The 23,889-nt window shown below is 75.0% G+C and carries 22 protein-coding genes; 10 read left to right on the forward strand and 12 right to left on the reverse strand.

What is annotated here, in order from left to right:
• From dtd to hemH, 3 genes are all read right to left on the reverse strand, one after another.
• Positions 1-401: D-aminoacyl-tRNA deacylase (dtd, locus tag EV699_RS15970; protein WP_132544596.1), on the reverse strand; the 401-nt coding region annotated here is incomplete at its 3' end.
• Complete coding sequence (pip, locus tag EV699_RS15975; RefSeq protein ID WP_132544598.1) at positions 398-1,348, reverse strand: prolyl aminopeptidase; 951 nt, start codon at positions 1,346-1,348, stop codon at positions 398-400. The genes pip and dtd, both read right to left, overlap by 4 nt.
• Positions 1,349-1,844: 496 nt before the next feature.
• Positions 1,845-2,942, reverse strand: coding sequence for a ferrochelatase (gene hemH, locus EV699_RS15980; RefSeq protein ID WP_132544600.1), 1,098 nt, complete (start codon positions 2,940-2,942; stop codon positions 1,845-1,847).
• A gap of 146 nt (positions 2,943-3,088) precedes the next feature.
• Between hemH and EV699_RS15985 the strand changes: the two genes are divergently transcribed.
• Genes EV699_RS15985 through EV699_RS16000 form a run of 4 tightly spaced genes read left to right on the forward strand, consistent with a single transcriptional unit; the run spans position 3,089 to position 6,669 of the window.
• Positions 3,089-4,042, forward strand: coding sequence for a 2-hydroxyacid dehydrogenase (locus EV699_RS15985; protein WP_132544602.1), 954 nt, complete (start codon positions 3,089-3,091; stop codon positions 4,040-4,042).
• Between the two features lie 26 nt (positions 4,043-4,068).
• Positions 4,069-4,329 (forward strand): TIGR02647 family protein, encoded by a 261-nt coding sequence (locus EV699_RS15990; RefSeq protein WP_132544604.1) that lies wholly within the window; start codon positions 4,069-4,071, stop codon positions 4,327-4,329.
• A 28-nt stretch (positions 4,330-4,357) separates the two neighbouring features.
• A complete protein-coding gene (locus EV699_RS15995) occupies positions 4,358-5,803 on the forward strand; it encodes a cryptochrome/photolyase family protein (protein ID WP_132544606.1) in 1,446 nt (481 codons plus the stop codon).
• Positions 5,800-6,669, forward strand: coding sequence for an eIF2B alpha/beta/delta subunit family protein (locus EV699_RS16000; RefSeq protein ID WP_132544608.1), 870 nt, complete (start codon positions 5,800-5,802; stop codon positions 6,667-6,669). Before EV699_RS15995 ends, EV699_RS16000 begins: the two co-directional genes overlap by 4 nt.
• Here EV699_RS16000 and waaA read toward each other — a convergent pair.
• Both waaA and EV699_RS16010 read right to left on the reverse strand, forming a co-directional pair.
• Positions 6,653-7,966 (reverse strand): lipid IV(A) 3-deoxy-D-manno-octulosonic acid transferase, encoded by a 1,314-nt coding sequence (gene waaA, locus EV699_RS16005; RefSeq protein WP_132544610.1) that lies wholly within the window; start codon positions 7,964-7,966, stop codon positions 6,653-6,655. The two genes, EV699_RS16000 and waaA, sit on opposite strands and share 17 nt — an antisense overlap.
• The gene (locus EV699_RS16010; protein WP_165904173.1) at positions 7,957-9,153 is read right to left on the reverse strand and encodes an FAD-dependent oxidoreductase; all 1,197 of its coding nucleotides are present in this window, start codon (positions 9,151-9,153) and stop codon (positions 7,957-7,959) included. The genes waaA and EV699_RS16010 overlap by 10 nt, the downstream gene beginning before the upstream one ends.
• 255 nt (positions 9,154-9,408) lie before the next feature.
• Between EV699_RS16010 and msbA the strand changes: the two genes are divergently transcribed.
• The 3 genes from msbA to EV699_RS16025 all read left to right on the forward strand — a co-directional run bounded on the left by msbA (position 9,409) and on the right by EV699_RS16025 (position 13,083).
• On the forward strand, positions 9,409-11,151 hold the full coding sequence (msbA, locus tag EV699_RS16015; RefSeq protein ID WP_132544614.1) for a lipid A export permease/ATP-binding protein MsbA: 1,743 nt from the start codon (positions 9,409-9,411) through the stop codon (positions 11,149-11,151).
• Between the two features lie 86 nt (positions 11,152-11,237).
• Positions 11,238-12,512, forward strand: coding sequence for a GGDEF domain-containing protein (locus EV699_RS16020; RefSeq protein WP_132544616.1), 1,275 nt, complete (start codon positions 11,238-11,240; stop codon positions 12,510-12,512).
• A 73-nt stretch (positions 12,513-12,585) separates the two neighbouring features.
• Positions 12,586-13,083: a hypothetical protein gene (locus EV699_RS16025; RefSeq protein WP_132544618.1), complete on the forward strand. Its 498-nt coding sequence runs from the start codon at positions 12,586-12,588 to the stop codon at positions 13,081-13,083.
• Positions 13,084-13,140: 57 nt separating this feature from the next.
• On the opposite strand, the gene EV699_RS16030 is transcribed toward EV699_RS16025, so the two are convergent.
• The 4 genes from EV699_RS16030 to EV699_RS16045 all read right to left on the reverse strand — a co-directional run bounded on the left by EV699_RS16030 (position 13,141) and on the right by EV699_RS16045 (position 16,335).
• Positions 13,141-13,623: a copper chaperone PCu(A)C gene (locus EV699_RS16030; RefSeq protein WP_132544620.1), complete on the reverse strand. Its 483-nt coding sequence runs from the start codon at positions 13,621-13,623 to the stop codon at positions 13,141-13,143.
• Positions 13,624-13,696: 73 nt separating this feature from the next.
• Positions 13,697-15,244, reverse strand: a complete 1,548-nt coding sequence (locus tag EV699_RS16035; protein ID WP_132544622.1) for a copper resistance CopC/CopD family protein — start codon at positions 15,242-15,244, stop codon at positions 13,697-13,699.
• A gap of 15 nt (positions 15,245-15,259) precedes the next feature.
• Entirely contained in the window at positions 15,260-15,778 is a 519-nt protein-coding gene (locus EV699_RS16040) for a YcnI family protein (protein WP_132544624.1), read from the reverse strand.
• A 179-nt stretch (positions 15,779-15,957) separates the two neighbouring features.
• Entirely contained in the window at positions 15,958-16,335 is a 378-nt protein-coding gene (locus EV699_RS16045; protein WP_132544626.1) for a DUF2946 family protein, read from the reverse strand.
• Between the two features lie 179 nt (positions 16,336-16,514).
• On the opposite strand from EV699_RS16045, the gene EV699_RS16050 reads away from it, so the two are divergent.
• Positions 16,515-17,495 (forward strand): TAXI family TRAP transporter solute-binding subunit, encoded by a 981-nt coding sequence (locus EV699_RS16050; RefSeq protein WP_132544627.1) that lies wholly within the window; start codon positions 16,515-16,517, stop codon positions 17,493-17,495.
• Between the two features lie 36 nt (positions 17,496-17,531).
• Here EV699_RS16050 and EV699_RS16055 read toward each other — a convergent pair whose 3' ends face one another.
• The gene (locus EV699_RS16055) at positions 17,532-19,865 is read right to left on the reverse strand and encodes an AAA family ATPase (protein WP_132544629.1); all 2,334 of its coding nucleotides are present in this window, start codon (positions 19,863-19,865) and stop codon (positions 17,532-17,534) included.
• 97 nt (positions 19,866-19,962) lie between these two features.
• On the reverse strand, positions 19,963-20,973 hold the full coding sequence (locus EV699_RS16060; RefSeq protein WP_132544631.1) for an NAD(P)H-quinone oxidoreductase: 1,011 nt from the start codon (positions 20,971-20,973) through the stop codon (positions 19,963-19,965).
• Positions 20,974-21,127: 154 nt separating this feature from the next.
• Between EV699_RS16060 and EV699_RS16065 the strand changes: the two genes are divergently transcribed.
• Positions 21,128-22,315 carry a response regulator gene (locus EV699_RS16065; RefSeq protein WP_132544633.1) on the forward strand — a complete coding sequence of 396 codons (1,188 nt, stop codon included), beginning with the start codon at positions 21,128-21,130 and terminating at the stop codon, positions 22,313-22,315.
• Here the strand turns inward: EV699_RS16065 and EV699_RS16070 are convergent.
• Positions 22,312-22,770 carry a DUF2059 domain-containing protein gene (locus EV699_RS16070; RefSeq protein WP_165904174.1) on the reverse strand — a complete coding sequence of 153 codons (459 nt, stop codon included), beginning with the start codon at positions 22,768-22,770 and terminating at the stop codon, positions 22,312-22,314. The genes EV699_RS16065 and EV699_RS16070 overlap by 4 nt on opposite strands.
• A gap of 197 nt (positions 22,771-22,967) precedes the next feature.
• Here EV699_RS16070 and EV699_RS16075 point away from each other — a divergent pair, with 197 nt between their 5' ends.
• Positions 22,968-23,825 (forward strand): energy transducer TonB, encoded by an 858-nt coding sequence (locus EV699_RS16075; protein WP_132544637.1) that lies wholly within the window; start codon positions 22,968-22,970, stop codon positions 23,823-23,825.
• Positions 23,826-23,889: the final 64 nt, after the last annotated feature.

Here is a 23,889-nt window from a genome sequence, read left to right on the forward strand (position 1 = left end):
ACCAGGCTCACCTGCATCTGCGCGCCGAACACGCCGGTCGACACCGGCGCGTGCGCCGCGCGGGCCAGGGCGACCAGATGCGCGAACAGACGCTCGCCCTCGGCCGGTGCGGCGGCCGGCGTGAAACTCGGCCGCGTGCCCTTGCGCGTATCCGCCGGCAGGGTGAACTGGGGCACCAGCAGCAGGCCGCCACCGAGCTCGGCGAGGCTGCGGTTCATCCGCCCGGTGTCATCCGGGAACACGCGGTAGCCGAGCAGGCGCTCGAGCAGGCGCGCCGCCTGTGCCTCGCCGTCGCCCCGCTCGACGCCGACCAGCACCAGCAGCCCGCGGCCGATCTCGCCGCGAACATGGCCGTCGACCTCGACCCGCGCCTGCGTCACCCGCTGCAGCAGCCCGATCACGCGTAGCGATCCGCCAGTTCGTCGGTGGCGCGCACGAGCGCCGCGGCGATGCCGGGTTCGCTCGCCGCATGCCCGGCGTCGGCGACGATCTCCAGCCGCGACCCCGGCCACGCCTTGTGCAGCGCCCAGGCCCCGTCGAGCGGGCAGATCACGTCGTAGCGCCCGTGCACGATCACCCCCGGGATGCCGGCGAGCCGGGGCGCATCGCGCACCAGCTGGTCGGGGGCGAGGAAGCTGTCGTGCATGAAGTAGTGGCATTCGACGCGCGCGAGCGACAGCGCCATGTGCGGATCGGCGAACTGGTCGACGGTGCTCGCGCTCGGCAGCAGCGACAGCGTCGTGCCCTCCCACACCGACCACGCCTTGGCGCAGCGCATGCGTTCGATCTCGTCGTCGCCGGTCAGGCGGGCGTAGTACGCCGCCACCATGTCGCCGCGTTCGGCCTCGGGGATCGGCGCCACGTAGCCTTCCCAGGCATCGGGGAACAGGCGGCTCGCGCCCTCCTGATAGAACCAGCGGATGTCGTGCGGCCGGCACAGGAAGATGCCGCGCAGCACCAGGCCCAGCACGCGCTCGGGGTGCGTCTGGGCGTAGGCGAGCGCCAGCGTCGAGCCCCACGAGCCGCCGAACACCACCCAGCGTTCGATGCCGAGCGCCCGGCGGATCTGCTCGATGTCGGCGACGAGATGCCAGGTGGTGTTGTCGACGAGCTCCGCGTGCGGGGTGCTCTGCCCGGCGCCGCGCTGATCGAACAGCACGATGCGGTAGCGCTCGGGGTCGAAGAAGCGCCGGTGCAGCGGCTGGCACCCGGCACCCGGCCCGCCGTGCAGGAACAGCACCGGCAGGCCGCTCGCGCGACCGCACTCCTCGACGTGGAGGACGTGCCGTGCGTCGACGGCCAGGCGATGGGCGGCGTAGGGCTTGATCTCGGGGTAGAGCGCGGGCATGCGGCCTCCGGTGGCGAAGCAAGTAGGCGCGACGCGATCCACGGCCGGATCGCTCGGGAGTAAGAAATTTCGCACAACAGATTCAGCCTCAGGCGGACACGCGAAGAGGCTTTTTCGCCCCCCCGACGGCTGGTCGCCCCGGGATTATCTGCGACAATACGCGCCATGGGCAGGCAGCCCGCCGGCGAAGGGAAGGACATTCGCCGCACGCACAGGAAGCGCGGACACGGACGTTACGGCCATGAAGGCACGGAGTTCAGGCGCAACGCCTGCTCCGCACGGACAAGGATCCCGATGGACGCGGCCCGTGGCGGGGCCGGAGACACGGAACGTCGCGCCAGGGATCGGGCGCTCCACGGACGGACCTGTGTCGGCCTTGGCGCCAGGACGGCGCGAGATCGGCACGGTGCATCACCTTCTCGACCAAGTCAGGCTGCTTGGCAAGCTGTAGCCGGCGGGGGACGACCCCGCCGGCGCTCTTCCATTGGTGCCCCTGTCAGTCCGCCGCCCCCAGCGCGAGCGCCCGCGTCCGTCCTGGCGTGCGGGTATCGGACGGGGCCGCCGCGTCGAACGTGGGCCACCCGCCGCAGTGCTGGCGGATCAGGCCGACCAGCAGGTCGAGGTGGGCCGGCGTGTCGTTCAGCGCGGGGATGTAACGCAGCGCCTCGCCCCCGGCGTGCACGAACGTGTCGCGGTTCTCGACGGCGATCTCCTCGAGCGTTTCCAGGCAGTCGGCCGAGAAGCCGGGGCAGATCACGTCCGCGCGCCTGACGCCGGCGCGCGCCCATTCGGCGAGCAGCACGCTGGTGTAGGGCTGCAGCCATTCGGCGCGCCCGAACCGCGACTGGAAGGCCACGGCCCAGCGCCCCTCGCCGAGCTGCAGCCGCTCGGCGACGAGGCGCGCGGTCTTGTGGCACTGGCAGAAGTACGGATCGCCGAGTTCGAGGTTGCGCCGCGGCAGCCCGTGGAACGAGAACAGCAGGCGCTCGCCGGCCGCCGCCTCGGCCCAGGCGGTACGCACGCTGGCGGCGAGCGCATCGATGTAGCCGGGTGCGTCGTGGTAGCTGCCGACGGTGCGCAGCTCCGGCACCCAGCGCCAGCGCCGCAGTTCGGCGGCCACGGCATCGAAGGCGCTGGCCGTCGTGCTCGCCGAGTACTGCGGGTAGAGCGGCAGCAGCAGGATGCGCTCGCAGCCGCGCTCGCGCAGCTCCCGCAGCGCCGCGGCGATGGATGGCTCGCCGTAGCGCATGCCCAGGGCCACGTGGACCGGCGCCCGGCAGACGGCGCTCAGGCGCGCCTGCACCCCTGCCGCCTGCCGCCGCGCGATCGCGAGCAGCGGCGAACCGGCCTCGGTCCAGATGCTCACGTACTTGGCCGCCGACTGCGCCGGGCGCACGCGCAGGATCACGCCGTGCAGGATCAGCCACCACAGCGGCCGCGGAATCTCGACCACGCGCGGGTCCCAGAGGAACTCGGCGAGGTAGCGGCGCAGCGCGGCGGCCGTGGGGGCCGCCGGCGTGCCGAGGTTGCAGAGCAGGATGCCGGTCGCGGGCTCGCGACCATGGCGAAAGGGGCGGACGTCCGTCGATGTCATGTGCGCTCCTCGGCGGCAACGGGGGCGTCGAGTATAGAAGGGACACGCCGCAGCGCCGGCGGGTTCACCTTCCGTGCGGCGAGACTGGCCGGCCCGGCGCGACCCTGCTACGGTGCCGCATCCCCGCCCACCCCCGGAGCCGGTCCATGCACGGCGTGTTCCTCGACCGCGGTTCGCTCGATCTCGGCGATCTCGACCTCGCCCCCCTGCTCGACGCCCTGCCCGCCCTGCACTGCCACCCGGCCACCGCCGCCACCGAAACCGCCGCGCGCGTGCGCGCCGCCGAGATCGTCATCAGCAACAAGGTGGTGCTCGATGCCGCGGTGCTCGCCGCCGCGCCCGCGCTGAAGCTGATCTGCGTCGCCGCCACCGGCACCAACAACGTCGACCTCGGTGCCGCGCGGGCGCGCGGCATCACCGTCTGCAACTGCCGCGGCTACGGCACGCCGTCGGTCGCGCAGCACACGCTGACGCTGATGCTCGCGCTCGCGACGCGCCTGCCCGACTACCAGCGCGCGGTGGCCGCAGGCCGCTGGCAGCAGGCCACGCAGTTCTGCCTGCTCGACTTCCCGATCCGCGAACTGGCGGGCAAGACGCTCGGCATCATCGGCCAGGGCGAGCTCGGCGGCGCCGTGGCGCAGCTCGCCGAGGCGCTGGGCATGCGCGTGCTGCGCGCCGCCCGCCCCGGCCAGCCCAGCGCCGGCGGGCGCGTCGCGCTGGCCGAACTGCTGCCGCAGGTGGACGTGCTGTCGCTGCACTGCCCGCTGACCGCCGAAACCCGCAACCTGATCGGCGCAGCCGAACTCGCGCTGATGAAACCCGACGCGCTGCTGATCAACACCGCGCGCGGCGGCCTGGTCGACGAAGCGGCGCTGGCCGCCGCCCTGCGCGCCGGCAGGCTCGGCGGCGCCGCGTTCGACGTGCTCACCGAAGAGCCACCCGTGCACGGCAATCCGCTGCTCGCGCTGGACCTGCCCAACCTCATCGTCACCCCGCACAACGCCTGGGGCAGCCGCGAATCGCGGCAGCGGATGGTCGGCCAGCTCGCCGAAAACATCCGCGCCTTCGTCGCCGGCCGCCCCGTGCGCGTCGTGGCCTGATCCCGAGACCGGAGACCGCGCCCCCCATGGCCCACCCCCTGACGCCCGAGACCCTCGCCGAACTGCGCCTGCTGGCCCTGTTCGACCTCAACTCGCACCAGCGCGGCCTGAAGATCCACAGCCATGCCGCCGCCGAGATCATCGGCGCGGCGGAGCGCCTGTTCGCCAAGGGGCTCACCAGCCAGCACGACGGCGGCTACCTCACCGATCTCGGCTACGAAGCCGCGCGGGCGCTGCGCGACGTGCTCGACATCCTCGACGCCGAGGCCGAACCGCACGGGCACTGAACCGGGGCCCCGCCCGCGACGCCCGCCGATGAGCACGGCCCTGGTCTGGCTGCGCCGCGACCTGCGCCTCGCCGACAACCCCGCGCTCGCCCACGCCTGCGCCCACCACGCACAGGTCGTGCCGGTGTTCATCTGGGCCCCCGACGAGGAGGCGCCGTGGGCCCCCGGCGCCGCCTCGCGCTGGTGGCTGCATCACAGCCTGGCGGCCCTTGCGGACGCGCTGGCCGCGCGCGGCTCGCGCCTGCTGCTGCGCCACGGCCCGACCCTGCAGGCGCTGCTCGCGCTCGCCGCCGAAACCGGCGCCGGGGCCGTCTACTGGAACCGCCTGTACGAACCGGCGATCACCGCGCGCGACAGCGCCGTCAAGGCTGCGCTGCGGGCGACGGGGCTGCGTGCCGAGAGCTTCCAGGCGCACCTGCTGTGGGAGCCGTGGACCCTCGCGAGCGGCGCCGGCGAGCCCTACCGGGTGTTCACGCCGTTCTGGAAGGCCGCCAGCCGCGCGCCCGTCGCCCTCCCCCGGCCCGCCCCGGATGCGCGGCCGGCGCCGGCCGCGTGGCCGGCGAGCGTGCCGCTCGCCACCTTCGGGCTGCTGCCGCGCCTCGGCTGGGATACCGGGCTGCGCGCGGCGTGGACACCCGGCGAGACCGGCGCGCTCGCGCGGCTGGGCGCGTTCACCGACGCCGCCCTCGCCCGCTACCGCGACGAACGCGACCGACCGGGCCGCGCCGGGGTGTCGCGCCTGTCGCCCCACCTGCACTTCGGCGAAGTCTCGCCGCGGCAGGTGTGGCACGCGGTCACCACGGCCTGCGCCGGCGCGCCGCTCGAACACCCCGGCGGCGAGGCCTTCCTGCGCGAGCTGGGCTGGCGCGAGTTCGCTCACCACGTGCTCTTCCACTTCCCGCACACCGCCGAGCAGCCGATGCAGGAACGCTTCGCGCGCTACCCCTGGGCAGCCGACGCCACCGCCGAGCTCGCCGCCTGGCAGCGCGGGCGCACCGGCTACCCGCTGGTCGATGCGGGCATGCGCGAGCTGTGGACGAGCGGCTGGATGCACAACCGCGTGCGCATGCTGGTGGCGAGCTTCCTGGTCAAGAACCTGCGCATCCCCTGGCAGCAGGGTGCGCGCTGGTTCTGGGACACGCTGGTCGACGCCGACCTCGCCGCCAACAGCCTCGGCTGGCAGTGGACCGCCGGCTGCGGCACCGATGCCGCGCCGTACTTCCGCGTGTTCAACCCGCAGCGCCAGGGCGAGCAGTTCGATGCCGACGGCCGCTACGTGCGCCGCTGGGTGCCCGAGCTCGCGGCGCTGCCGGAGCGCTGGCTGCATGCGCCGTGGACACTGCCGACGGACGAGCAGGCGCGCACGCGCTTCGTGCCGGGCCTGAGCTACCCGCGTCCGCTGGTCGACTTCGCCGCCAGCCGCGCCGCCGCGCTCGCCGGCTTCGAGGCGATCAGGGCCGGGGCGGCACCGTGACGCCGGCCTTCACCGCCGGGCTCGCCGCCCTCGCCGCCGACCGCCGCCACGGCGCCACCGAACTCGCGCGCAGCAGCCTCGAACTGCTGGCAGCGCTCGCGACGACGCTGCCGGCGCAGGACGTCGACGCGCTGCGCGCGGCCCTGTGTGCGGCGGCAGCGCAGGTGCGCGCCTGCCGCCCGAGCATGGCGCCGCTTGGCAACCTCACCGACGCCTGGCAGGCCGAGCTCGCCGGGCTGCCGCCGACGCTCGCCGTGGCGCGCCGCGCGGCGGCCGACGCCGCCACCCGCCTGATCACCGCCACGCACGCCGCCACCGCGGCGCTCGCCGGGCACATCGCCACCCTGCTCGGGCGCGACCGCACCGTGCTGACCCACAGCTTCAGCTCGACGGTGCTCGCCGGCCTCGCCCGCCTCGCCGGCCACGGGCTGCAGGTGCGCGTCACCGAAGCGCGTCCGCTCAACGAGGGCTGGACCCTCGCCACCCGCCTCGCCGCGCTCGGCATCCCGGTCAGCGTCTACACCGACGCCCAGGCCGCGCTCGCGCTGGCCGGCGCCGACGCGGTGCTGCTCGGCGCCGACACCCGGCTCGCCGACGGCGGCTGCGTCAACAAGGCGGGCTCGCTGCCGATCGCGCTCGCGGCGCGCGCGGCGCGCGCGGCGGGCGTACCGGTGTACGTGGCCTGCGAGCAGGTCAAGCGCAGCCCGGCGCGCGCGGCGACCGTCGCGCTGGAACGCATGGAGGTGGCGGAACTGGGCTACCCGGAGGTGCCGGGGGTGACGCTGTGCAACACCTACTTCGAGGTGGTGCCGGGCGCGCTGGTGAGCGCCTGGGTGAGCGAGGACGGCGTCACTGCGGCGGGCTGAGGGGCGCCGCGGCGCCGGCGAGCACGGTCTCGATGCGCGCCAGCAGGCGCTCGAGCGCACCGCGGTTCGCCGCCACCGCGGCACGCCCGCGCGCCCCGGCGGCGCGCGCGGCGGCCGGATCGGCGAGCCAGTCGGCGGCGCGCGCGGCGAGCCCGGCGGCGTCGGCGACCCGCTGCGCCGCGTCGGCGTCGAGCAGCAGGCGCTCGGCCTCGGCGAAGTTGAACATGTGCGGCCCGAACAGCACCGGCAGCCCGAGCGCGGCCGGTTCGAGCACGTTGTGGCCGCCGACCGCGGCGAAGCTGCCGCCGACCCAGGCGAGGTCGGCCGCCGCGTACAGCAGCAGCAGTTCGCCGAGCGTGTCGCCGAGGTAGACCTCGGCGCCGGCCGCCGGCGCGTCACGGCTGCGCCGCAGCACGCGCAGCCCGCGCCGGCGCACGAGTTCAGCGACGCCGTCGAAGCGCTCGGGGTGGCGCGGCACCAGGATCAGCAGCAGCTCCGCAAAGCGGCCGCGCAGCATCGCCGCCGCGTCGAGCACCGCCTCGTCCTCGCCGGCGTGGGTGCTCGCGGCGATCAGCACCGGGCGCTGCCCGGCGCCGAGGGCGGCCCGCAGCGCCGCGCCCGCCGCACTGACCCCTTCAGGCAGGCTGAGGTCGTACTTGAGGTTGCCGAGCACCTCGACGCGCGGCGCGCCGAGGGTGCGGAAGCGTTCGGCGTCGGCGTCGGCCTGCGCGGCGATCAGCGTGGTGTCGGCGAGCGTGGCCGCGGTCAGGCGCGGCACGCGCGCGTAACCGCGTGCCGAGCGCGCCGACAGCCGCGCGTTGGCGACCAGCACCGGCACGCCGCGCGCCGCGCAGGCCGCGAACAGGTTCGGCCACAGCTCGGTTTCCATGATCAGCGCGATCCGCGGCCGCGTGCGCGCGAGGAAGCGCGCGACCGCCCCGGGCAGGTCATAGGGCATGTAGACGTGATGGACGCGCTCGGCGAAGGTGTCGCGCACCTGGGCCGAGCCGGTCGGCGTCGTCGTGGTGATCAGCACGGGCACGTCGGGATGGCGGGCCTGCAGCGCGCGCACCAGCGGCACGGCCGCACGCACCTCGCCGAGCGATACCGCGTGCAGCCACAGGCAGCCCGCGGCGGGCAGCGCATCGATGCAGCCGAAGCGTTCACCGATGCGGGCGCGGTAGGCCGGATTGGCGCGCCCGCGCCACCACAGCCGGGCGAGCGCGAACGGCGTCAGCAGGGTGAGCAGCAGGCTGTAGGCGCGGCGCGGCCGGCCGGCCGGCCGCTTCAGAGCCATTCGCGGCCGTCTTGGTCCCATGGGTCGTCGGCGACGTCGGGCCGCGGCCAGTCGTCGAGCAGTTCGAGGCTGCCCGGCTCGGGGCGCACGCCGCCGCTACCCAGCATGTCCATGACCTGATCCACCAGCAGCGGGATGGTGCTGAGGCTCGCCGGCCACGCCGTGATGGCATCGCCCATCTCGCGCACCACCGGCAACACCGCCACCCCGGCACGCTGACGCGCCGCGGCGCGATCGACGCGCACCGTCGAGAACTGGGCCTCGCGCAGGTCGACCCACGGCAGTTGCTCGGCGAGCTCCTTGCGGCAGGCCGCGATCTGCTGCGCCGGCTCGAACTGCGAGCCGACGTCGGCGAGCGCACCACCGACGTACCAGACCGCGCGCCCCTCGTTGTCGCGGTGCGAAGTGAGGTTGAAGCGGCGCTGGCCGTCGCGGTCGATGGCGTTGACGTACAGGTCGTCGGGCAGGTGGGCGCCGCGCACCATGACCATGTGCTGGCGCCAGACGTGCAGCGGCACGCAGCCGAGCACGGTGACGCCGATGCCGGCCGTGAACACGATCTTGCGTGCCTTGATCACCACCGGCTCACGCCCGTCGGCGCGCAGGTTGAACGCGCCGTCGCGCGCCTTCACCGCCGGGCCGCGGTTCTGGAACACGTAGGGCATCACCGGTGCCGCGAGCGCCGCCACCACCGAGCGGTTGTCGACCACCAGCCCCTCGATCAGCCGCAACTCGCCGCGAAACCCCTCGTGGCGCAGCGAAGCCGGCAGCTCCGTCGTTTCGCCCACCGGCGTGCCGGTGGCCTCGCGCACGCTGCTCTTGCGGCGGAACAGCTTGCCGATGCCGAAGCCTCCCGGCTTCTTGCTGTCGAGCGTCCAGCTGTAGGTGCGTTCGGCGAGGGTGGCCGCCTGCGAGAGATCGACGTCGTCGACGGCGCCGGCGAGGTGACGGCGCCAGCGCTCCGGCATCTGCGCCAGGAGCTTCAGCCCGGGGTCGTTGGGGCTGATCGGACCGATCACCGGTTGCCCGAGGATGAAGCCCTGGCCGTGGACGGTCTGTCCGGAGCCCAGCTGGCTGCCCTCGATGAGGATCGCGTTGTAACCCTCGCGGCGCGCACGGTTGAGCAGCCACAGGCCGGAAACACCACCACCGATGATCAGCAAGTCGACATTCAGGGTTGGGGTCATGAGGATGTCTGCCACCGTGCCGGTACCCGCAGGTACCGCGATCCGTTGCGGGGAAATGCAGGGCGAACGGGGCGCCAGGTCCATGTTCGCGGCGGGCGATGATACCACGCCCCTCCACGCTCCCCGCCGCCGACGGCGCCTTGGCTGTAAAGGAGTGTGACACCTTGAGCGGCGGCCGCCGTGCACTGCCATGACACGTCCGCGCGCGGACCGCTACCATTCAACGTTCCCCTGCCGAAGCCGAAGCCGCCGCTGATGACCAGCCGAGAGCTGTACCTGCGCCTGTTGCACTATGTGAAGCCGCACAGGCGGATGTTCGCGCTCTCGCTCGTCGGCACCGTCGTGCTCGCGCTGACCGAGCCGGCGATCGCGGCGCTGCTCAAGCCGCTGCTCGACGGCAGCTTCGTCGCGCGCGACCCGGAGGCGATCCGCGACGTGCCGCTGCTGCTGATCGGGCTGTTCCTGATCCGCAGCGTGGCCGACTTCACCGGCGCGGTGTCGATGAAGTGGGTGGCCACGCGCACCGTGACCGACCTGCGCTGCGCGATGCTCGCCCGCCTGCTGCAGCTGCCGACCCGCTACTACGACCGCCACCCCTCGGCGACGCTGCTCTCGAAGATCACCTACGACGTCACCCAGGTGATGACCGCGTGCACCGACGCGCTGGTCACGCTGGTCAAGGACGGCGTATCGGTCCTCGGCCTGCTCGCCTGGATGTTCTACCTGAACTGGAAGCTGTCGCTGCTGACGCTCGCCATCGCCCCGCTGATCGCGCTGGTGATGCGCCTGTCGTCGCGACGCCTGCGCCAGCTGAGCCGGCGCCTGCAGGGCGAGATGGGCGAGCTCAACCGCGTCGTCGAGGAGGTCCTCACCGGGCACAAGGTGGTGAAGATCTTCGGCGGCCAGGATTACGAACGCGCGCGCTTCTTCCGCACCGCCAACTGGGTGCGCCGCCTGCAGATGAAGCTCGCCACCTCGGTGGAGTCGAGCGTGCCCGGCATCCAGCTGCTCGGCGTGCTCGCGCTGACCGCGGTGATCTACCTCGCCTCGCTCGAATCGGCGCAGGGCAACATCACCGTCGGCGGCTTCGTCTCGCTGTTCGGCGCGATGGCGATGATGTTCGCGCCGATCAAGCGCCTGACCCGCGTCAACGACCAGCTCCAGCGCGGCCTCGCCGCCGCCGAGAGCATCTTCGCGCTGCTCGACGCCACCCCCGAGCCCGACACCGGCACGCGCGCACTCGGCCGCGCCCGCGGCGAGGTCCGCTTCGAGGACGTGCACTTCAGCTACGCCAGCGGCGCGGCGCAGGTGCTCGCCGGCATCGACCTCGACGTGCGCGCCGGCGAGACCGTCGCCCTGGTCGGCGCCTCGGGCAGCGGCAAGACCACGCTGATGGCGCTGCTGCCGCGGCTCTACGAGCCGAGCGCCGGGCGCATCCGCATCGACGGCATCGACATCGCCGAACTCACGCTGGCGTCGCTGCGCGCCAACATCGCCTATGTCAGCCAGGACATCGTGCTGTTCAACGACAGCGTCGCCGCCAACATCGCCTACGGCAGCGCCACCCCGCCCGCGCGCGCCGCGATCGAGGCCGCCGCCGCCGCGGCGCACGCCATGGAGTTCATCCGCGAGATGCCGGACGGGCTCGACACCGTGATCGGCGAGCGCGGCACTCGGCTTTCGGGCGGCCAGCGCCAGCGCATCGCCATCGCCCGCGCGCTGCTGAAGAACGCACCGATCCTGATCCTCGACGAAGCCACCTCGGCGCTCGACACCCACAGCGAGCGCCAGGTGCAGCAGGCGCTGGAGCGGCTGCGCGAAGGCCGCACCGCCTTCATCATCGCCCACCGCCTGTCGACCATCGAGAACGCCGACCGCATCGTGGTGATGCAGAAGGGCGCCATCGTCGAGATCGGCACGCACGCCGAACTGCTCGCGCGCGACGGCGTCTACGCGGGCCTGCACCGCCTGCAGGAGACGGTGCCCAGCGGGCCGTGAGGACGCCGGCCGCGCCATCGAAACATGACGCCGCGGCCGCGGCTTGCCCGTAGAATTCCCCGGCCCTGCCACGTCCGGGATCCCGCATGTCGCCGTCCCCACCCGTCAACCCCTGCCCGCGCCACCCGGCCCTGCTCGCGCTCAGCCTGAGCGGCGTGCTGCTGGCCACCGCGGGGGGTGCGACCTACACGCAGCTGGTGCGCGACTCCCCGTTCACACACGACTGCGAACGCAGAGCCCTGAGCGCCGGCGAGCGCCGCGGTTTCGCCGTCACCGCCGTGGTGGCCGGCCTCGGCATGCTCGTGATGGCCGGGGCGATCGCGCAGCTGGGCCGCGCCGCGCGCCGCCGCACCCGCCGCCTCGAGGCGCTGCGCGATGCGCTCGCGCACGCCGAGGAGCGCTGGCGCTTCGCGCTGCAGGGCGCCGACGACGGCGTCTGGGACTGGCACGTGCAGACCGGCGAGGAGTACCACTCCGAACGCTGGCGCGCGATGCTCGGCTATGCCGAAGGCGAGATCGCCGATCTCGCGGTGGAATGGGAGCAGCGCATCCACCCCGACGACCGCGAGCAGGTGCTGGCCGACCTGCACGCGCACCTGGCCGGGCGCGTGCCCGCCTACCGCAGCGAGCATCGCGTGCGCTGCCGCGACGGCGCCTACAAGTGGATCCTCGACCGCGGCGTGGTGATCGACCGTGACGCCGAGGGCCGCCCGCTGCGCATGGTCGGCACCCACGTCGACATCTCCGCCGCGCGCGAACTGCAGCAGCGACTGCACGCGCAGGCCGAGGAGCTGCGCGCCGCCAACGCCCGGCTCGCCGAGGGCGAACGGCGCCTCCACGAGATCGCCAATACCGACGCCCTCACCGGCGTGCTCAACCGCCGTGCGCTGCTCGAGCGCGCCCGCAGTGAGGTCGAGCGCGCCCGCCGCTACCACCACCCGCTCGCGGCGCTGGTGCTCGACCTCGACCACTTCAAGCGCATCAACGACACCCACGGCCATGCCGCCGGCGACGCGGTGCTGCGCGCCGTGGTGGGCGCCTGCACCGCGGCGCTACGCACGCCCGACGTGTTCGGGCGTACCGGCGGCGAGGAATTCGTCGCCCTGCTGCCCGAAACCGACACCGCCGCGGCGATCGAGGTCGCCGAGCGCCTGCGCGTGCAGGTGCGCGCGCTCGCCATCGAGATCGAGCCCGGCGTGCACGCCGGCACCACGATGAGCATCGGCGTGGCGATGCTCGAAACCACCGACACCGACGTCGACCGCCTGCTCGCCCGCGCCGACCGCGCGCTCTACCGGGTGAAGCACGGCGGGCGCGACGCCGTCGCCCTGTACACCGATGCCGCCGAAGACCCGTCGTGAACGCGGCCCGGCGCTGCCGCCGCGGCCGCTCGTGCCCCGCGGCGCCGGTGCCCCCCACCTGGAGACCGTCGCCTTGAAAGCCGTCACCGGCGCCTTGCTGGCCGCCCTCGTACTGGGGCCCGCCCACGCCCAGAGCCTCGACGAACTGCTGGTCGAGGAGCTGGGGCGCGCCGACAACGGGCGCATCCTGCTGACGATGGCCTCCCTCGACTGGCAGCAGAACAGCGGCGTGCCGGTCGAGCCCGAGGTGGCGGCGCTGCGGCAGAGCTTTCGCGCGAGCGCGCCGCGACGCTGCGAAAGCCTGCTGAAGCTGATGAAGTTCGACTACCGCGCCAGCCGCTCGCCGCAGGACCAGCGCCTGCTCGACAGCGCGCGCCGCTACCTCGGCCCGCTGCAGGCGCGCGGACTCACCACCGCCACGCTGGAGAACCCCCTCACCGGCATGCTCGCCTGGGGCCTGCTGCGCGACGAGCCGCCGCTGTGCGCCTGCCTGCTGCCGGCCGACGCCGGCGGCGTGCTCGACTGGTGCGCACGCTTCCAGCTGCGCCCCGACGGCAACTGGCCGTACTGAGCACCGGCCCGGCGGCCGGCACTCACGTCCGGTCCGCCACCGTACCCCCCCACACCCTCAGTGGTGGCGGTGCGGCGTCGGCTTGGCGTCGGCCTTCTCGACCTCGACCTGGACGTCGACCTCGCCGGCGCGCTCGAAGCGCAGGCGCAGCGGGAAGGTGCTGCCGGCGGCGAGCGGCTGCTTCAGACCGAGCAGCATCACGTGCAGGCCGCCGGGCGCGAACGCGACCTCGCTCTTCGCCGGCAGCGCGACGCCGCCGGCGACCTCGCGCATCTTCATCACCTCGCCCTCGTGGATGTGCTCGTGCAGCTCGATGCGCTCGGCGACCTCGCCGCTCGCGCCGAGCAGCCGGTCGGCCTCGGCGCCCTCGTTCTCCAGCGTGAAGTAGACGGCGCCGTTGGGGGCGCCGGGGGCGGTGGCCCGCGCCCAGGGGTGGTCGACGGTCAGCGCGTCGGCCTTGACCTCGTGCGCGCCGGCGCTGCCGGCGCCGGCGAGGCCGAGCACGAGGGCGGCGAACAGGATCTTGCGGAAGCGTTGCATGGGGGTAGGTCCTCTCGGGATGGTTGCGGAACGGGGTCCGCGGGATGGCACGGGCGCCGCCGGCGACGGCGCCTCAATCGGCTGCGGCCGGTGCGACCGCGAACTCGAAGTCGAAGACGCGGCGCTCGAAGTCCGACACCGGCAGCCGCACGCGCAGCCGCCAGGCGCCGGACGCGGGCAGGTCGAGGTCGGCAAGCACGAAACGCCCGCGCTCCGCCACGAGGCGGTAGCGCAGGCCGACGAAGCCGCCGGCGGGGCCGTCGAGCTGCAGCAGCAGCTCGGGCGGCGTACTGCCGTCGGCGCGCGCGGCCTGCAGTTCCAGGCGGTTCACCGCGCCGGCGCGGCACGGCGTGCAGCGCAGTTCGACGCGATGGCCGTCGACACTCAGCACCTGCGCCGGCGCTGCTGGTGCCTGGCTGCGCGGCGGCGACAGGTGGCCGAGCGCGACCGCCGCCAGCACGATGCCGGCGGCGAGCGCGCATTCGGCACCGATGCTGCGGGCGAGCACGGCAGCGGCGCCGCGCGTGCCCGCGGCCAGCGCCGGCGTCAGCACCTGCCGGTTGCGCACGGCGAGCGCGAGCAGGCCGGCGACCAGCACGAGCTTGGCGAGCAGCACGCGGCCGTAGGGGGTGTCGACGAAGGCGGCCGGCGTGCGCAGCTGCACGGCGGCGAGCACCCCGCCGCTCGCGAGCAGCACGGCGACCGCCGGCACCGCGAGCGCGGAGAAGCGCCGCAGCATCGCCACCGCGTCCGCGCCGAGGCCGGCGCGCAGCGGCAGCAGCGCACCGATCCAGAACCCCGCCGCCAGCGCGTGCGCGGCGAGCAGCGGACGCGTCAGCCCGCTCGGCCCGGCACCCGCCGCGTGCCCGGTGAGACCGGCGGCGAGCAGCGCCAGCGCCGCACACGCCCCGGCGACGCGGCGCCGGCGCGCGGCGCACGCCACGGCGAGCGCGAACGCCGGCCCGGCGAGCAACGCCTGGTCGAGCAGCGTGCTGCCGGCACCGACGCGCCATGGCGCCGCCGTCCACAGCGCCGCCGGCGTGGCGGCGCTGAGCAGCGCACCGCGCACGCCGAGCGCGGCGAGCATCGCCGGCCACCACAGGGCGTGGGCGAGGCGCGCGAGGCGCAGGGCGGCCGCCGTCGCCGGGGTGCCGGCCGGCACCCCGGCGAGGAACAGGCAGGCGCCCGCGCCGAGCAGCACCGCCGCGGTCTGCAGGTAGCGCAGCAGCAGGCTCGGACCGCGCCAGTCGAACCCCTCCGTCGGCGCCGCCGGCAGCGGGCCGACGCCGGCCACGCCGACCCCGAAGGCGACGCTGCCGGCGACCGGGTGCGCGTCGGCCGAGGCTACGCAGTAGGCGAGCCGGTAACGCCCGTCCGCCAGCGGCGGCACCGGGCGTGCGCCGACACGCTCGCCGCCGTGGACCTCGGTGAGCGGATGCTCGCTGCCCTGGGCATCGAACAGCGCGAGCGTCACCACCACGACCGGCTCGTTGAAGCGCAGCCACAACTGCGCCGGCGCCTTCGCCAGCGTCGCGCCGTCGGCCGGCCCGGCCTCGAGCAGCACGGCGTGGCCCCAGGCCGGCAGCGTGCCCAGCCACAGCAGGCAGATGAGCAGACGCACGGCGGCGCGGCCGCGTCAGTGCCCGGCCTTGGGACCGAGCCTGAGCGCCGGCGCCGGCTCCTCCAGATCATCGGCGCTGCGGCCGGCGGCGGGGATCTCGATCCAGCGGTGCGCGCCCTTCTCGCACGCCTGCACCACCGGGAAGTACAGCGTCGCGCCGGGGCGGTCGGGCAGCTTCACGCGGGCGACGAACTCGTCGTAGTGCGCATCGGGCAGGCGGCCGCTCCACACGACCTCCCTGACGCCTTCGCTGGCGGTGCGGCCGTGGCCGAGATCGACCGGCTGCGGGTAGGGGGCGATCACGGTGTCGAGCGTCCAGCCCGGCTTGGGCATCGGCTTGACCGCGACGACGCCGTCGGGGATCTGCAGGCGCAGCGTCAGCGTGGGGCTGCCGTCGCAGCCGTGGCCGACGCGGATCACGGCCTTGTAGTAGCTGTCGGCCGGTGCTTCCCGGGTTTCCAGCGTGGCGTGGGCGAAGGCCGTGGACGTGGCGGTGGCCGCGAGGATGGCGGCGAGGACGGGAAGGGACTTCATCGGGACATCTCCTGCAGTCGATACCGCCCGCGCGCCGCAGCGGGGCGCGGGCAGGTGTCGCCGCCCCTTGCGGACGGCGACCCGGCATGCCGGCGCCGCGGCCGGGTGGCACGGCCGCGCCGGCGCCCGACGGACGGGCGGCGGCGGCCGGTGCGCCCGGGCGGGCGACGGCAACGACGTCAGGCGGAGCGGGGCGGGGCGCGCGCCGGCGGCGGGGCGGGGCGCGCGACGGTCGGTGCGGTGGTCGCGACGGGTGCCTGGTGGGCGTCGCGGCCGGCGGCCGGCGTCAGGGCCGGCGCTGCCGCGGCCGGCACGAAGGGGGTGTGGGCGAGCTTGCAGAACGGGCAGTGGCCGGCCGCCGGCAGATCGGTCGCCGGGGCCGGTTTGCCGACGGCGACCAGCAGCGGCGCGCCCGGCGACAGCGAGCACAGCGTCACCGCCAGCACCGGCGGCGCGGCGAGCGCCGGCAGCAGCGCAGGCACCAGCACGCGCAGCAGGAGGCCGACGGCGGCGATCCAGGCGACGAGGCGGGGCGGACGTTGCGGGCGGCGGGTCATCCGGGACGCGGCGGTGGCGGGAGCGGCGCGCACGCTAACCCGCGCCGCCGCCGGCCGGCAAGCCGCCCGTGCGACCGGGGCCGTCGACGCCGGGCGCGGCAGCGACGGCGGCACTCGGCTATAAGTGCTCGGCCGGCCCGCGGGGCCGGCGCGAACAGGCAGCGACGAGGGGCGTTTCCATGCGGATCAGGTTGGGGGGTTGGCTGTGCGGGCTGGTGGCGCTGTTCGGCGCGCTCGCGCTCGGCACGACGGCATCGGCACAACAGTCGGTGCAGGCGCGGGTGATGAACGACAACGCCGTGGGCGTGGTGTCGGGCGGGGTGAACGGGACCTACGTGCGCATCGCCGCCGACCTCGCCACGGTGCTCGACGGCAAGGACCTGCGGGTGCTGCCGATCCTCGGCAAGGGCTCGATCCAGAACATGCAGGACCTGCTCTACCTGCGCGGGGTGGACGCCGCCATCGTGCAGTCCGACGCGCTCGAGTACCTGCGCCGGCAGCCCGGCATGGGCAACCTGCCGCAGCGCGTGCACTACATCGCCAAGCTCTACAACGAGGAGTTCCACCTGCTCGCCCGCGCCGACACCGCGAACGTCGAGGCGCTGCGCGGGCGCAAGGTGAACGTCGACGTCGAAGGCAGCGGCACCTCGATGACCGCGAGCGTGGTGTTCGACGCGCTGGGCGTGAACGTGGAAACCACGCACTTCGACCAGAGCACCGCGGTGGAGAAGCTCAAGGCCGGCGAGATCGACGCGCTCGCCTACGTCGCCGGCAAGCCGGCGACGCTGTTCCAGAAGCTCGCCGGCAGCGAACTGCACCTGGTGCCGCTGCCGCTGAACCCGAAACTGCTCGCGACCTACCTGCCGTCGCGCTTCACCAGGGCGGACTACCCGAACCTGATCCGCGAGGGCGAGGAGGTGCCGACGCTCGCCGTCAGCGCGGTGCTGGCCGCCTACAACTGGCCGGCGGCGTCGCAGCGCCAGCAGCGCCTGGAGCGCTTCGTCGGCCGCTTCTTCGACGCCTTCGACGACTTCCTGAAGCCCGGCCGGCATCCGAAGTGGCAGGAGGTCAGCCTGTCGGCACAGGTGCCGGGCTGGACCCGTGCGCGCTCCGCGCAGCGCTGGCTCGACGCCCGCGGCGCCAGCGACGCGCCGCGCTAAAGCGCGCCCCGACCCCGCCGCCCGGCGCGGCGGCGCTCAGGGACGGGTGAGCTCCTCGATCGCCTGCGCCTGCTCGGGGGCGAGGCCGAGCGCCGAGTGCCCCCACTGGCGCAGCGCGCTGAGCCGCTCCGCGGCCTCCCCCACCCCGGCTTCGAGGGCGCGCCGATACCAGCGCGCGGCCTGCGCGGCGTCGCCGCGCACCCCGGGCAGCGCACGCTGCGCCAGCACCAGCGGGTCGTAGCTCATGCCGAGCGCGAGCGCGGCGCGCGCATCACCGGCATCGAGCGCCGCCTGGTAGTACAGGCGCGCCCCGCCGGGATCGGCCTCGGCCCACAGGCGGTTGCCCAGATCGAGCATCTGCTGTGCGAGCGCGGCATCGGCTGCAGCCGGCGCCGGGGTGCCCGCGGCCGCTGCCGGGGCGGCGCTCGGCCGCAGCGGCGCTGCAGCGGCGGCGGCCGGCGGCGCGGCGGGGGCCCGCTCGGCGACCGGCGCCGCCTCGTGCGGCGCGGCAGGCGCCGTGGTGGGCAGCGCCGCCGCCGGACCGGGCCCGGGACTCGCCGGCGGTCTGACCGCGGGCGTCGCGCTCGGCGTCGCGCTCGGCGTCGCGCTCGGCGTCGCGCTCGGCGTCGCGGGCGGGGCCGCCGCGGCGGGCGACGTTTCCGCCGCTGGCGCCGGCGTCGCCGGCGGCAGGGCCGGCAGGGGCGGCAGCGCCGGACGCTCGCTCCCCGCGGGTACTGCGGCGGCCGGCAGCACCGCCGGCGCCGTAACGCCCGCGGCCGGCGCCGGCACCGCGGCACTGCCGGGCGCCGGGGCGGCGGGTGCCGGCGCCGCGGCGCCCGGCGGCTTCAGGAACGGCAGCGGTGGCGGCACGGCCCCGGTCTGCGGCGGCGTGGCGGGTGCCGGCTGCGCCTTCAGGAACGGCAGCGGCGCCGGCGCCCCCCCGCCGCCGCCGGGTGGCGCAGCGGCGACACCCGGCGCGGCAGCCCCGGGCATGCTCGGCAGCACCAGCCCCGGCCCGGTGCGGGCCGGGGCGGCGACCGGCTGGGTGCCGGTCAGCCGCTGCCAGGCATCGCGCAGCGGTGCGCGGTACCAGACCGCGAGCAGCCCGCCGATCGCCACCGCGCCGACCACGTACACCAGCCACGCCGGCCGGCGCCGCGGCTCGGGCGCGGGACCGTCGAGCGCGAGGCCGGGATCGTTGGCGGCGATCAGCGCCGCCTGCACCTCGTCGGGCACCACTTCGAGCACGGCATCGTGGCGGCTGTCGAGGTGCTCCGCCCTGCCCGCTGCGGCGTCCGGCGCGCCGCGGGCGGCGTCATCGGCGTCGAGCACCCAGGGGTCGAGCCCCGAGCGGCGCAGCACGCGGGCGGGCTCGCGCTCCGCCGGCACGACGGCGTGTTCGGGCTTGGGGAGGATGTCCCAGCTGGTTGCGCGCGGCGCTGGTTCGGGTGCGACCTCGCGGCGCGACGCGGCGGCGGGCGGCGACACCGGCGGCACCGGCGGCGGTGCGGGCCAGTCCCAGCGCGACGGATGCCCGGCGGCGGCCGTCGCCGGCACGACCGGCGACGGCCCCGCCAGCCCGGCCCGCAGCAGCTGGTCGCCACCGAACACCGGGCTGGTCATGCCTTCGGCGGCGGCGTCGACGTGGGTGACCTCGCAGGCCGGGGCGCCGTCGATCCGCGCCAGCCACTGCGCACGCTCCCACAGGCCGCGCAGCGCCCCGGGCACGCCGCCGGCGTGCAGCAGCAGGCGCTCGACCACGGCGTCGCTCGCCGCCGCCGCCGCGGTGAGGCCGCGCACGAAGTCGGCGGCGGCCAGCAGCGACAGCGGCTGCAGCGCCACCTGCGCGCTGCCCGGCGCCGCCAGGCGCTCGCGCAGCGGCCCCTCGGCGACCGCCGGGAAGCCGGCGAGCAGCAGTCCGACATGGGCACCCTCGCCATCGAGGCACAGCGCACAGAGCTCGGCGAGCACGCCGGGTTCGCACAGGTGGGCCTCGTCGAGCGCGATCCACAGCGGCCGGCCGCGGGCGGCACAGACCTGCGCGCAGGTGTGCAGCGCGGCGCGGCGCGCCGCCGGCGACACCGTCGGCGGCACCGCGTGCAGGCGTTCGAGCAGGTAGTCGAGCAGTTCGTCGAGCGTCAGGCGCGCGTCGTAGGCGACGATCCATTCGAGCCGGGCGCCGCTCGCCTCGATCACGCGGCGCATCACCAGGCCCTTGCCGGTACCGGCGACGCCGGTGAGCACGAGCAGGGCCGGCCCGGCGTCGACCGCCTCCAGCAGCCGGGCGATGGCCTGCTGCTGGCCGGCCAGCGGAACCGCCGTGGCGATCGGCCGCGGCAGGGGCTCGGCACCCGGCGCTGTCAGTGTCATCGCAAATCCCCTTCTTGCAACGCAACAAACGCGAGGGCGCGAGTGTACGCAGCCCGGCGCGCGGTCGCCATGCGCGCGGTCGCGCCGCAGCGCCGCCTCAGCCGGCGGCGTCCGGCACCAGCACCAGCTTGCCGATGTGGGCGCTCGATTCCATGCGCGCGTGTGCCGCCGCCGCCTCGGCGAGCGGGTAGATGCCGTCGAGCAGCGGTCGGACCCGGCCGCTCGCGACCAGCGGCCACACCCGCGCGCGCAGTTCGGCGGCGATCGCGGCCTTTTCGGCGACGCTGCGCCCACGCAGCGTCGAGCCGGTGAGGGTCAGGCGCTTCTGCATGATCGGGCGCAGGTCGAGCGCGACCCGCGGGCCGCGCAGGAAGGCGATCTGCACCAGGCGGCCGTCGACGGCGAGCGCGTCGAGATTGCGCGCGGTGTAGTCGCCGCCGACCATGTCGAGGATCACGTCGACGCCGGCGCCGCCGGTGCACGCCCGGGCGACCTCGACGAAGTCCTCGCTGCGGTAGTCGATCGCCCGCGCCGCCCCCAGGCGCACGCAGGCCGCGACCTTGTCGGGCCCGCCGGCGGTGGCGAGCACGCGCGCGCCGAGCGCGCTGGCGAGCTGGATCGCCAGCGTGCCGATGCCGCTCGTCCCGCCGTGCACCAGCAGCGTCTCGCCGGGGGCGAGGTGGCCGCGCTGGAACACGTTGGTCCACACCGTGAACGCGGTCTCCGGCAGCGCCGCCGCCTCGGCCGCGCTGAGGCCGTCGGGCCAGGGCAGGCACTGCCCGGCCGGGGCGCTCGCGTAACCGGCGTAGCCGCCGCCGGCGAGCAGTGCGCAGACGCGCGCGCCGGGCGCCCAGCCGCCGGCATCGGGGCCGAGGGCGACGATCTCGCCGGCCACCTCCAGCCCCGGCAGCTCCGAGGCGCCGGGCGGCGGCGGGTACAGCCCCTGCCGCTGCAGGCAGTCGGGGCGGTTGACGCCGGCGGCGGCGACGCGGATCAGCACCTCGCCCGGGCCGGGCACCGGCAGCGGGCGCGTGGTGAGGCGCAGCACCTCGGGGCCGCCGGGTTCGCGGATCTCGACGGCCGGCATCGTGGCGGGCAGGAGGGTCATCGGCAAGGCTCCTCGGTGGGGGCCGGCGGTCTGGGCGCCGGCACGGTGGCCACAAGCGTGTCACGCGGATTTTGCGATACGCTCTGCAACGATTTCCGCACGCCGGCCCACGGTGGGCCGGGCGGCCGCCTCCCCCATCCGCAAGGAGAGCGCCATGGACAAACGACGCATCCTCTTCGTCGACGACGAGCCCGGCGTGCTCGCCGAACTGGAACAGACGCTGGCCGGCATGCGCGAGCGCTGGGACATGGAGTTCATCACCGATCCGCTGCGCGCGCTGGCGCGGCTCGACGCCGATCCGTTCGACGTGGTGATCTCGGACTCGCGCATGCCCGGCATGAACGGCGGGCAGTTCCTCGGCGAGGTGATGCTGCGCCACCCGCGCGCGGTGCGCATCATCCTGTCGCGGCCGATGGACCGCGACGACGCGCTGGAGGCGCTGAACGCCTCGCACCAGTTCCTCGCCAAGCCGTGCAGCGCCGAGACGCTCAAGGCCGCGGTGGCGCGCGCGCTGGCGCTGCGCAAGCTGCTCGCCGGCGACACGCCGCTGAAGTCGCTGATCTCGCGGCTCGATTCACTGCCGAGCATGCCGGCGCTGTACACCCGCATGGTGCAGGAGCTGCAGTCGCCCCGCTCCACCGCCGACAGCGTCGCCGCCATCGTCGCGCAGGACCCGGCGATGACCGCGAAGATCCTGCAGCTGGTCAACTCGGCGTTCTTCTCGCTGTCGCGCCACGTCAGCGACCTGCCGACCGCGATCGTGCTGCTCGGCCTCGACACCATCCGCGCGCTGGTGCTGTCGGTGCAGGTGTTCTCGCAGTTCGACCCGCAGACCCTGCAGACGCTGTCGGTCGACACGCTGTGGCAGCACAGCGTGCGCGTCGGCGCGCTGGCCAAGCGCCTCGCCGGCTCGGCGGGCGTCGACCGCGAGATGGTCAACGACGCCCTCACCGCCGGGCTCCTGCACGACGTCGGCAAGCTGATCCTCGCCGCCAACCTGCCCAACATCTACGTCAAGGTGGCACCGCTCGCGCAGGCCGAGGGCATCCCCGAGTGCGAGGCCGAGCGCCGCCTGTTCGGCGCCGCGCACGGCGAGACCGGCGCCTACCTGCTCGGGCTGTGGGGGCTGCCCGAGCCCATCGTCGAGGCGGTCGCCTACCACCACCACCCGCAGGACCGCGAGACCCGCGAGCTCAGCGCGCTCGCCTTCGTGCACGCCGCCAACGCGCTGTGCTCGATGACCGGCACCGCCCGCCTCGACCACGCCTACCTCGACGAGCTCGGCCTCGGCGGGCGCCTCGACGCCTGGCGCGAACTCGCCGCCGGCGACGCCGACGTCTAGGGCCGCGGCCCCAGCCCGCGCCAGGGCACCGGCGCCGGCGCCGGTGCCGGCGGCGGTACCCGCGTCATCTCGATGAATTCGCTGGTGTGCTCCTGCAGGCGCTCCATGCCGATGCGGGCGACCGCATCCTCCAGCGCGGGCAGGCGCTCGCGCGCCTTGCGCCCGGTGGGCGAGCCGTAGAACGCCACCAGTTCGCGCAGCTCGCGCTCGCTGAAGGCTTCGCGGTACAGCCGCACCACCTCCGGGCGCAGCGCCTCCCAGCCCATGTGCCGCGCGAAGAAGCGCGTCAGCGCCGCGCGCTGCGGCGCGAGCGCGGGGTTGCGGGCGATCTGCACGCGGATCATCTGCTCGACGTTCTGCTCGATCGCCTCGCGCACGCCGGTCAGCTCGGCGAGGCGCAGCGCGCTTTCGCCCGGCGTCGCCTCGTCGGCGCCGGCCGGCTGCGCGAGCGCCATCGTCACGGCCGCCACAAGGACTCGCAAAAATCCAACAACTGTATGATTTAGAACACTTTCCTGCTTCATTCGGGCTGATTCCTTGTGCTCGTCCGGATCAGTCAGTACCCTTGCCGCCGCGTTCGCAGAGCCACCCGGCGGACGGTGCGCGCACCGTCCGCCGGGGCGTTTTCAGGGTCTTTCGAGGGGATCACGGCATGACCTCATGGTGGCAGCGCGCCCGTGGCCGCGGCATCGCTCTGGCGCTCGCGATCGCCCTGGCACACCTGCTCGCGGGCTGTGCCGGGCTCGGCAGCGACGGCGCCGATCTCGGCGCCCGCTCGGTCGAAGCCCAGCAGGCGCTGATCCGCGACCAGGTCAGCAAGGCCTGGGTCGCCCCCAAGTCCTTCGCCAAGGGCCTGCCACGGCCGCTGGCGGCGAGCCTCGCGGTCACCCTCGACCCCGACGGCACGGTCAAGGTGGTGAAGATTCTGCGCCGCAGCGGCCAGCGTGACTACGACGCCTCGCTGGTCAAGGCGGTGGCCGACGCCTCGCCGCTGCCGCTCAGCAGGGACCCGGCGGTGGCCCCGCACTTCCGCGTCGTCGACATCGACTTCGCCAGCGACCCGGCGCGCCCCGAACTCGCGCTGGTCGAGCCGCACGCGGCAGGCCACACCTACGTCAGCCCCCCGGCGCCGACGGCGCGCGGTGCACCGGCGAACACCGACGTGGTCGGCGTCGCCAGCGCGCTCGCGGCCTCCGGCGTGCTGAGCGCGGTCCCCGAGCGCGAGGCCCGCCCGGTGACGCACACGGCGCGCGCGCACCCGACGACGCGCGGCAGCCGCAGCGTCGCGGCACGCGCGGCGAAGAACGGCAAGGGCAAGGTGGTGGCGAGCCGCAGCGGCACTGCGCGCGCGAGCGGCGGCCGCAGCACCGTCGCACGCCCGGCGGCGACGGCCAAAACGACCCGCGCGACCGCGGCGGCGAAGAAGCCCGCCGCGCCCAAGGTCGTCCCCAAGGACGTGGCGGCGCGCACGGTCGCCGCGGCGAACACCAAGAAACCCCGGCCGAAGTGAGCCCGCGGCGGGCCGCGACGGAACCGCGCGCACGGCGGCGGCGTCGTAACTGGCCGGTACCCCC

Source organism: Plasticicumulans lactativorans (assembly GCF_004341245.1).
GTDB classification, from domain to species: domain Bacteria; phylum Pseudomonadota; class Gammaproteobacteria; order Competibacterales; family Competibacteraceae; genus Plasticicumulans_A; species Plasticicumulans_A lactativorans.

Bases quoted from the DNA above. Each gene is read 5' to 3' on its own strand.
- EV699_RS16065 (WP_132544633.1), top strand. From the start codon at position 21,128: ATGGACAAACGACGCATCCTCTTCGTCGACGACGAGCCCGGCGTGCTC.
- hemH (WP_132544600.1), bottom strand. From the start codon at position 2,942: ATGACATCGACGGACGTCCGCCCCTTTCGCCATGGTCGCGAGCCCGCG.
- EV699_RS15990 (WP_132544604.1), top strand. From the start codon at position 4,069: ATGGCCCACCCCCTGACGCCCGAGACCCTCGCCGAACTGCGCCTGCTG.
- EV699_RS16010 (WP_165904173.1), bottom strand. From the start codon at position 9,153: ATGACCCCAACCCTGAATGTCGACTTGCTGATCATCGGTGGTGGTGTT.
- EV699_RS16055 (WP_132544629.1), bottom strand. From the start codon at position 19,865: ATGACACTGACAGCGCCGGGTGCCGAGCCCCTGCCGCGGCCGATCGCC.
- EV699_RS16075 (WP_132544637.1), top strand. From the start codon at position 22,968: ATGACCTCATGGTGGCAGCGCGCCCGTGGCCGCGGCATCGCTCTGGCG.
- EV699_RS16050 (WP_132544627.1), top strand. From the start codon at position 16,515: ATGCGGATCAGGTTGGGGGGTTGGCTGTGCGGGCTGGTGGCGCTGTTC.
- waaA (WP_132544610.1), bottom strand. From the start codon at position 7,966: ATGGCTCTGAAGCGGCCGGCCGGCCGGCCGCGCCGCGCCTACAGCCTG.
- msbA (WP_132544614.1), top strand. From the start codon at position 9,409: ATGACCAGCCGAGAGCTGTACCTGCGCCTGTTGCACTATGTGAAGCCG.
- pip (WP_132544598.1), bottom strand. From the start codon at position 1,348: ATGCCCGCGCTCTACCCCGAGATCAAGCCCTACGCCGCCCATCGCCTG.
- EV699_RS16070 (WP_165904174.1), bottom strand. From the start codon at position 22,770: ATGGCGCTCGCGCAGCCGGCCGGCGCCGACGAGGCGACGCCGGGCGAA.
- EV699_RS16045 (WP_132544626.1), bottom strand. From the start codon at position 16,335: ATGACCCGCCGCCCGCAACGTCCGCCCCGCCTCGTCGCCTGGATCGCC.
- EV699_RS15985 (WP_132544602.1), top strand. From the start codon at position 3,089: ATGCACGGCGTGTTCCTCGACCGCGGTTCGCTCGATCTCGGCGATCTC.
- EV699_RS16030 (WP_132544620.1), bottom strand. From the start codon at position 13,623: ATGCAACGCTTCCGCAAGATCCTGTTCGCCGCCCTCGTGCTCGGCCTC.
- EV699_RS15995 (WP_132544606.1), top strand. From the start codon at position 4,358: ATGAGCACGGCCCTGGTCTGGCTGCGCCGCGACCTGCGCCTCGCCGAC.
- EV699_RS16040 (WP_132544624.1), bottom strand. From the start codon at position 15,778: ATGAAGTCCCTTCCCGTCCTCGCCGCCATCCTCGCGGCCACCGCCACG.
- EV699_RS16060 (WP_132544631.1), bottom strand. From the start codon at position 20,973: ATGACCCTCCTGCCCGCCACGATGCCGGCCGTCGAGATCCGCGAACCC.
- EV699_RS16020 (WP_132544616.1), top strand. From the start codon at position 11,238: ATGTCGCCGTCCCCACCCGTCAACCCCTGCCCGCGCCACCCGGCCCTG.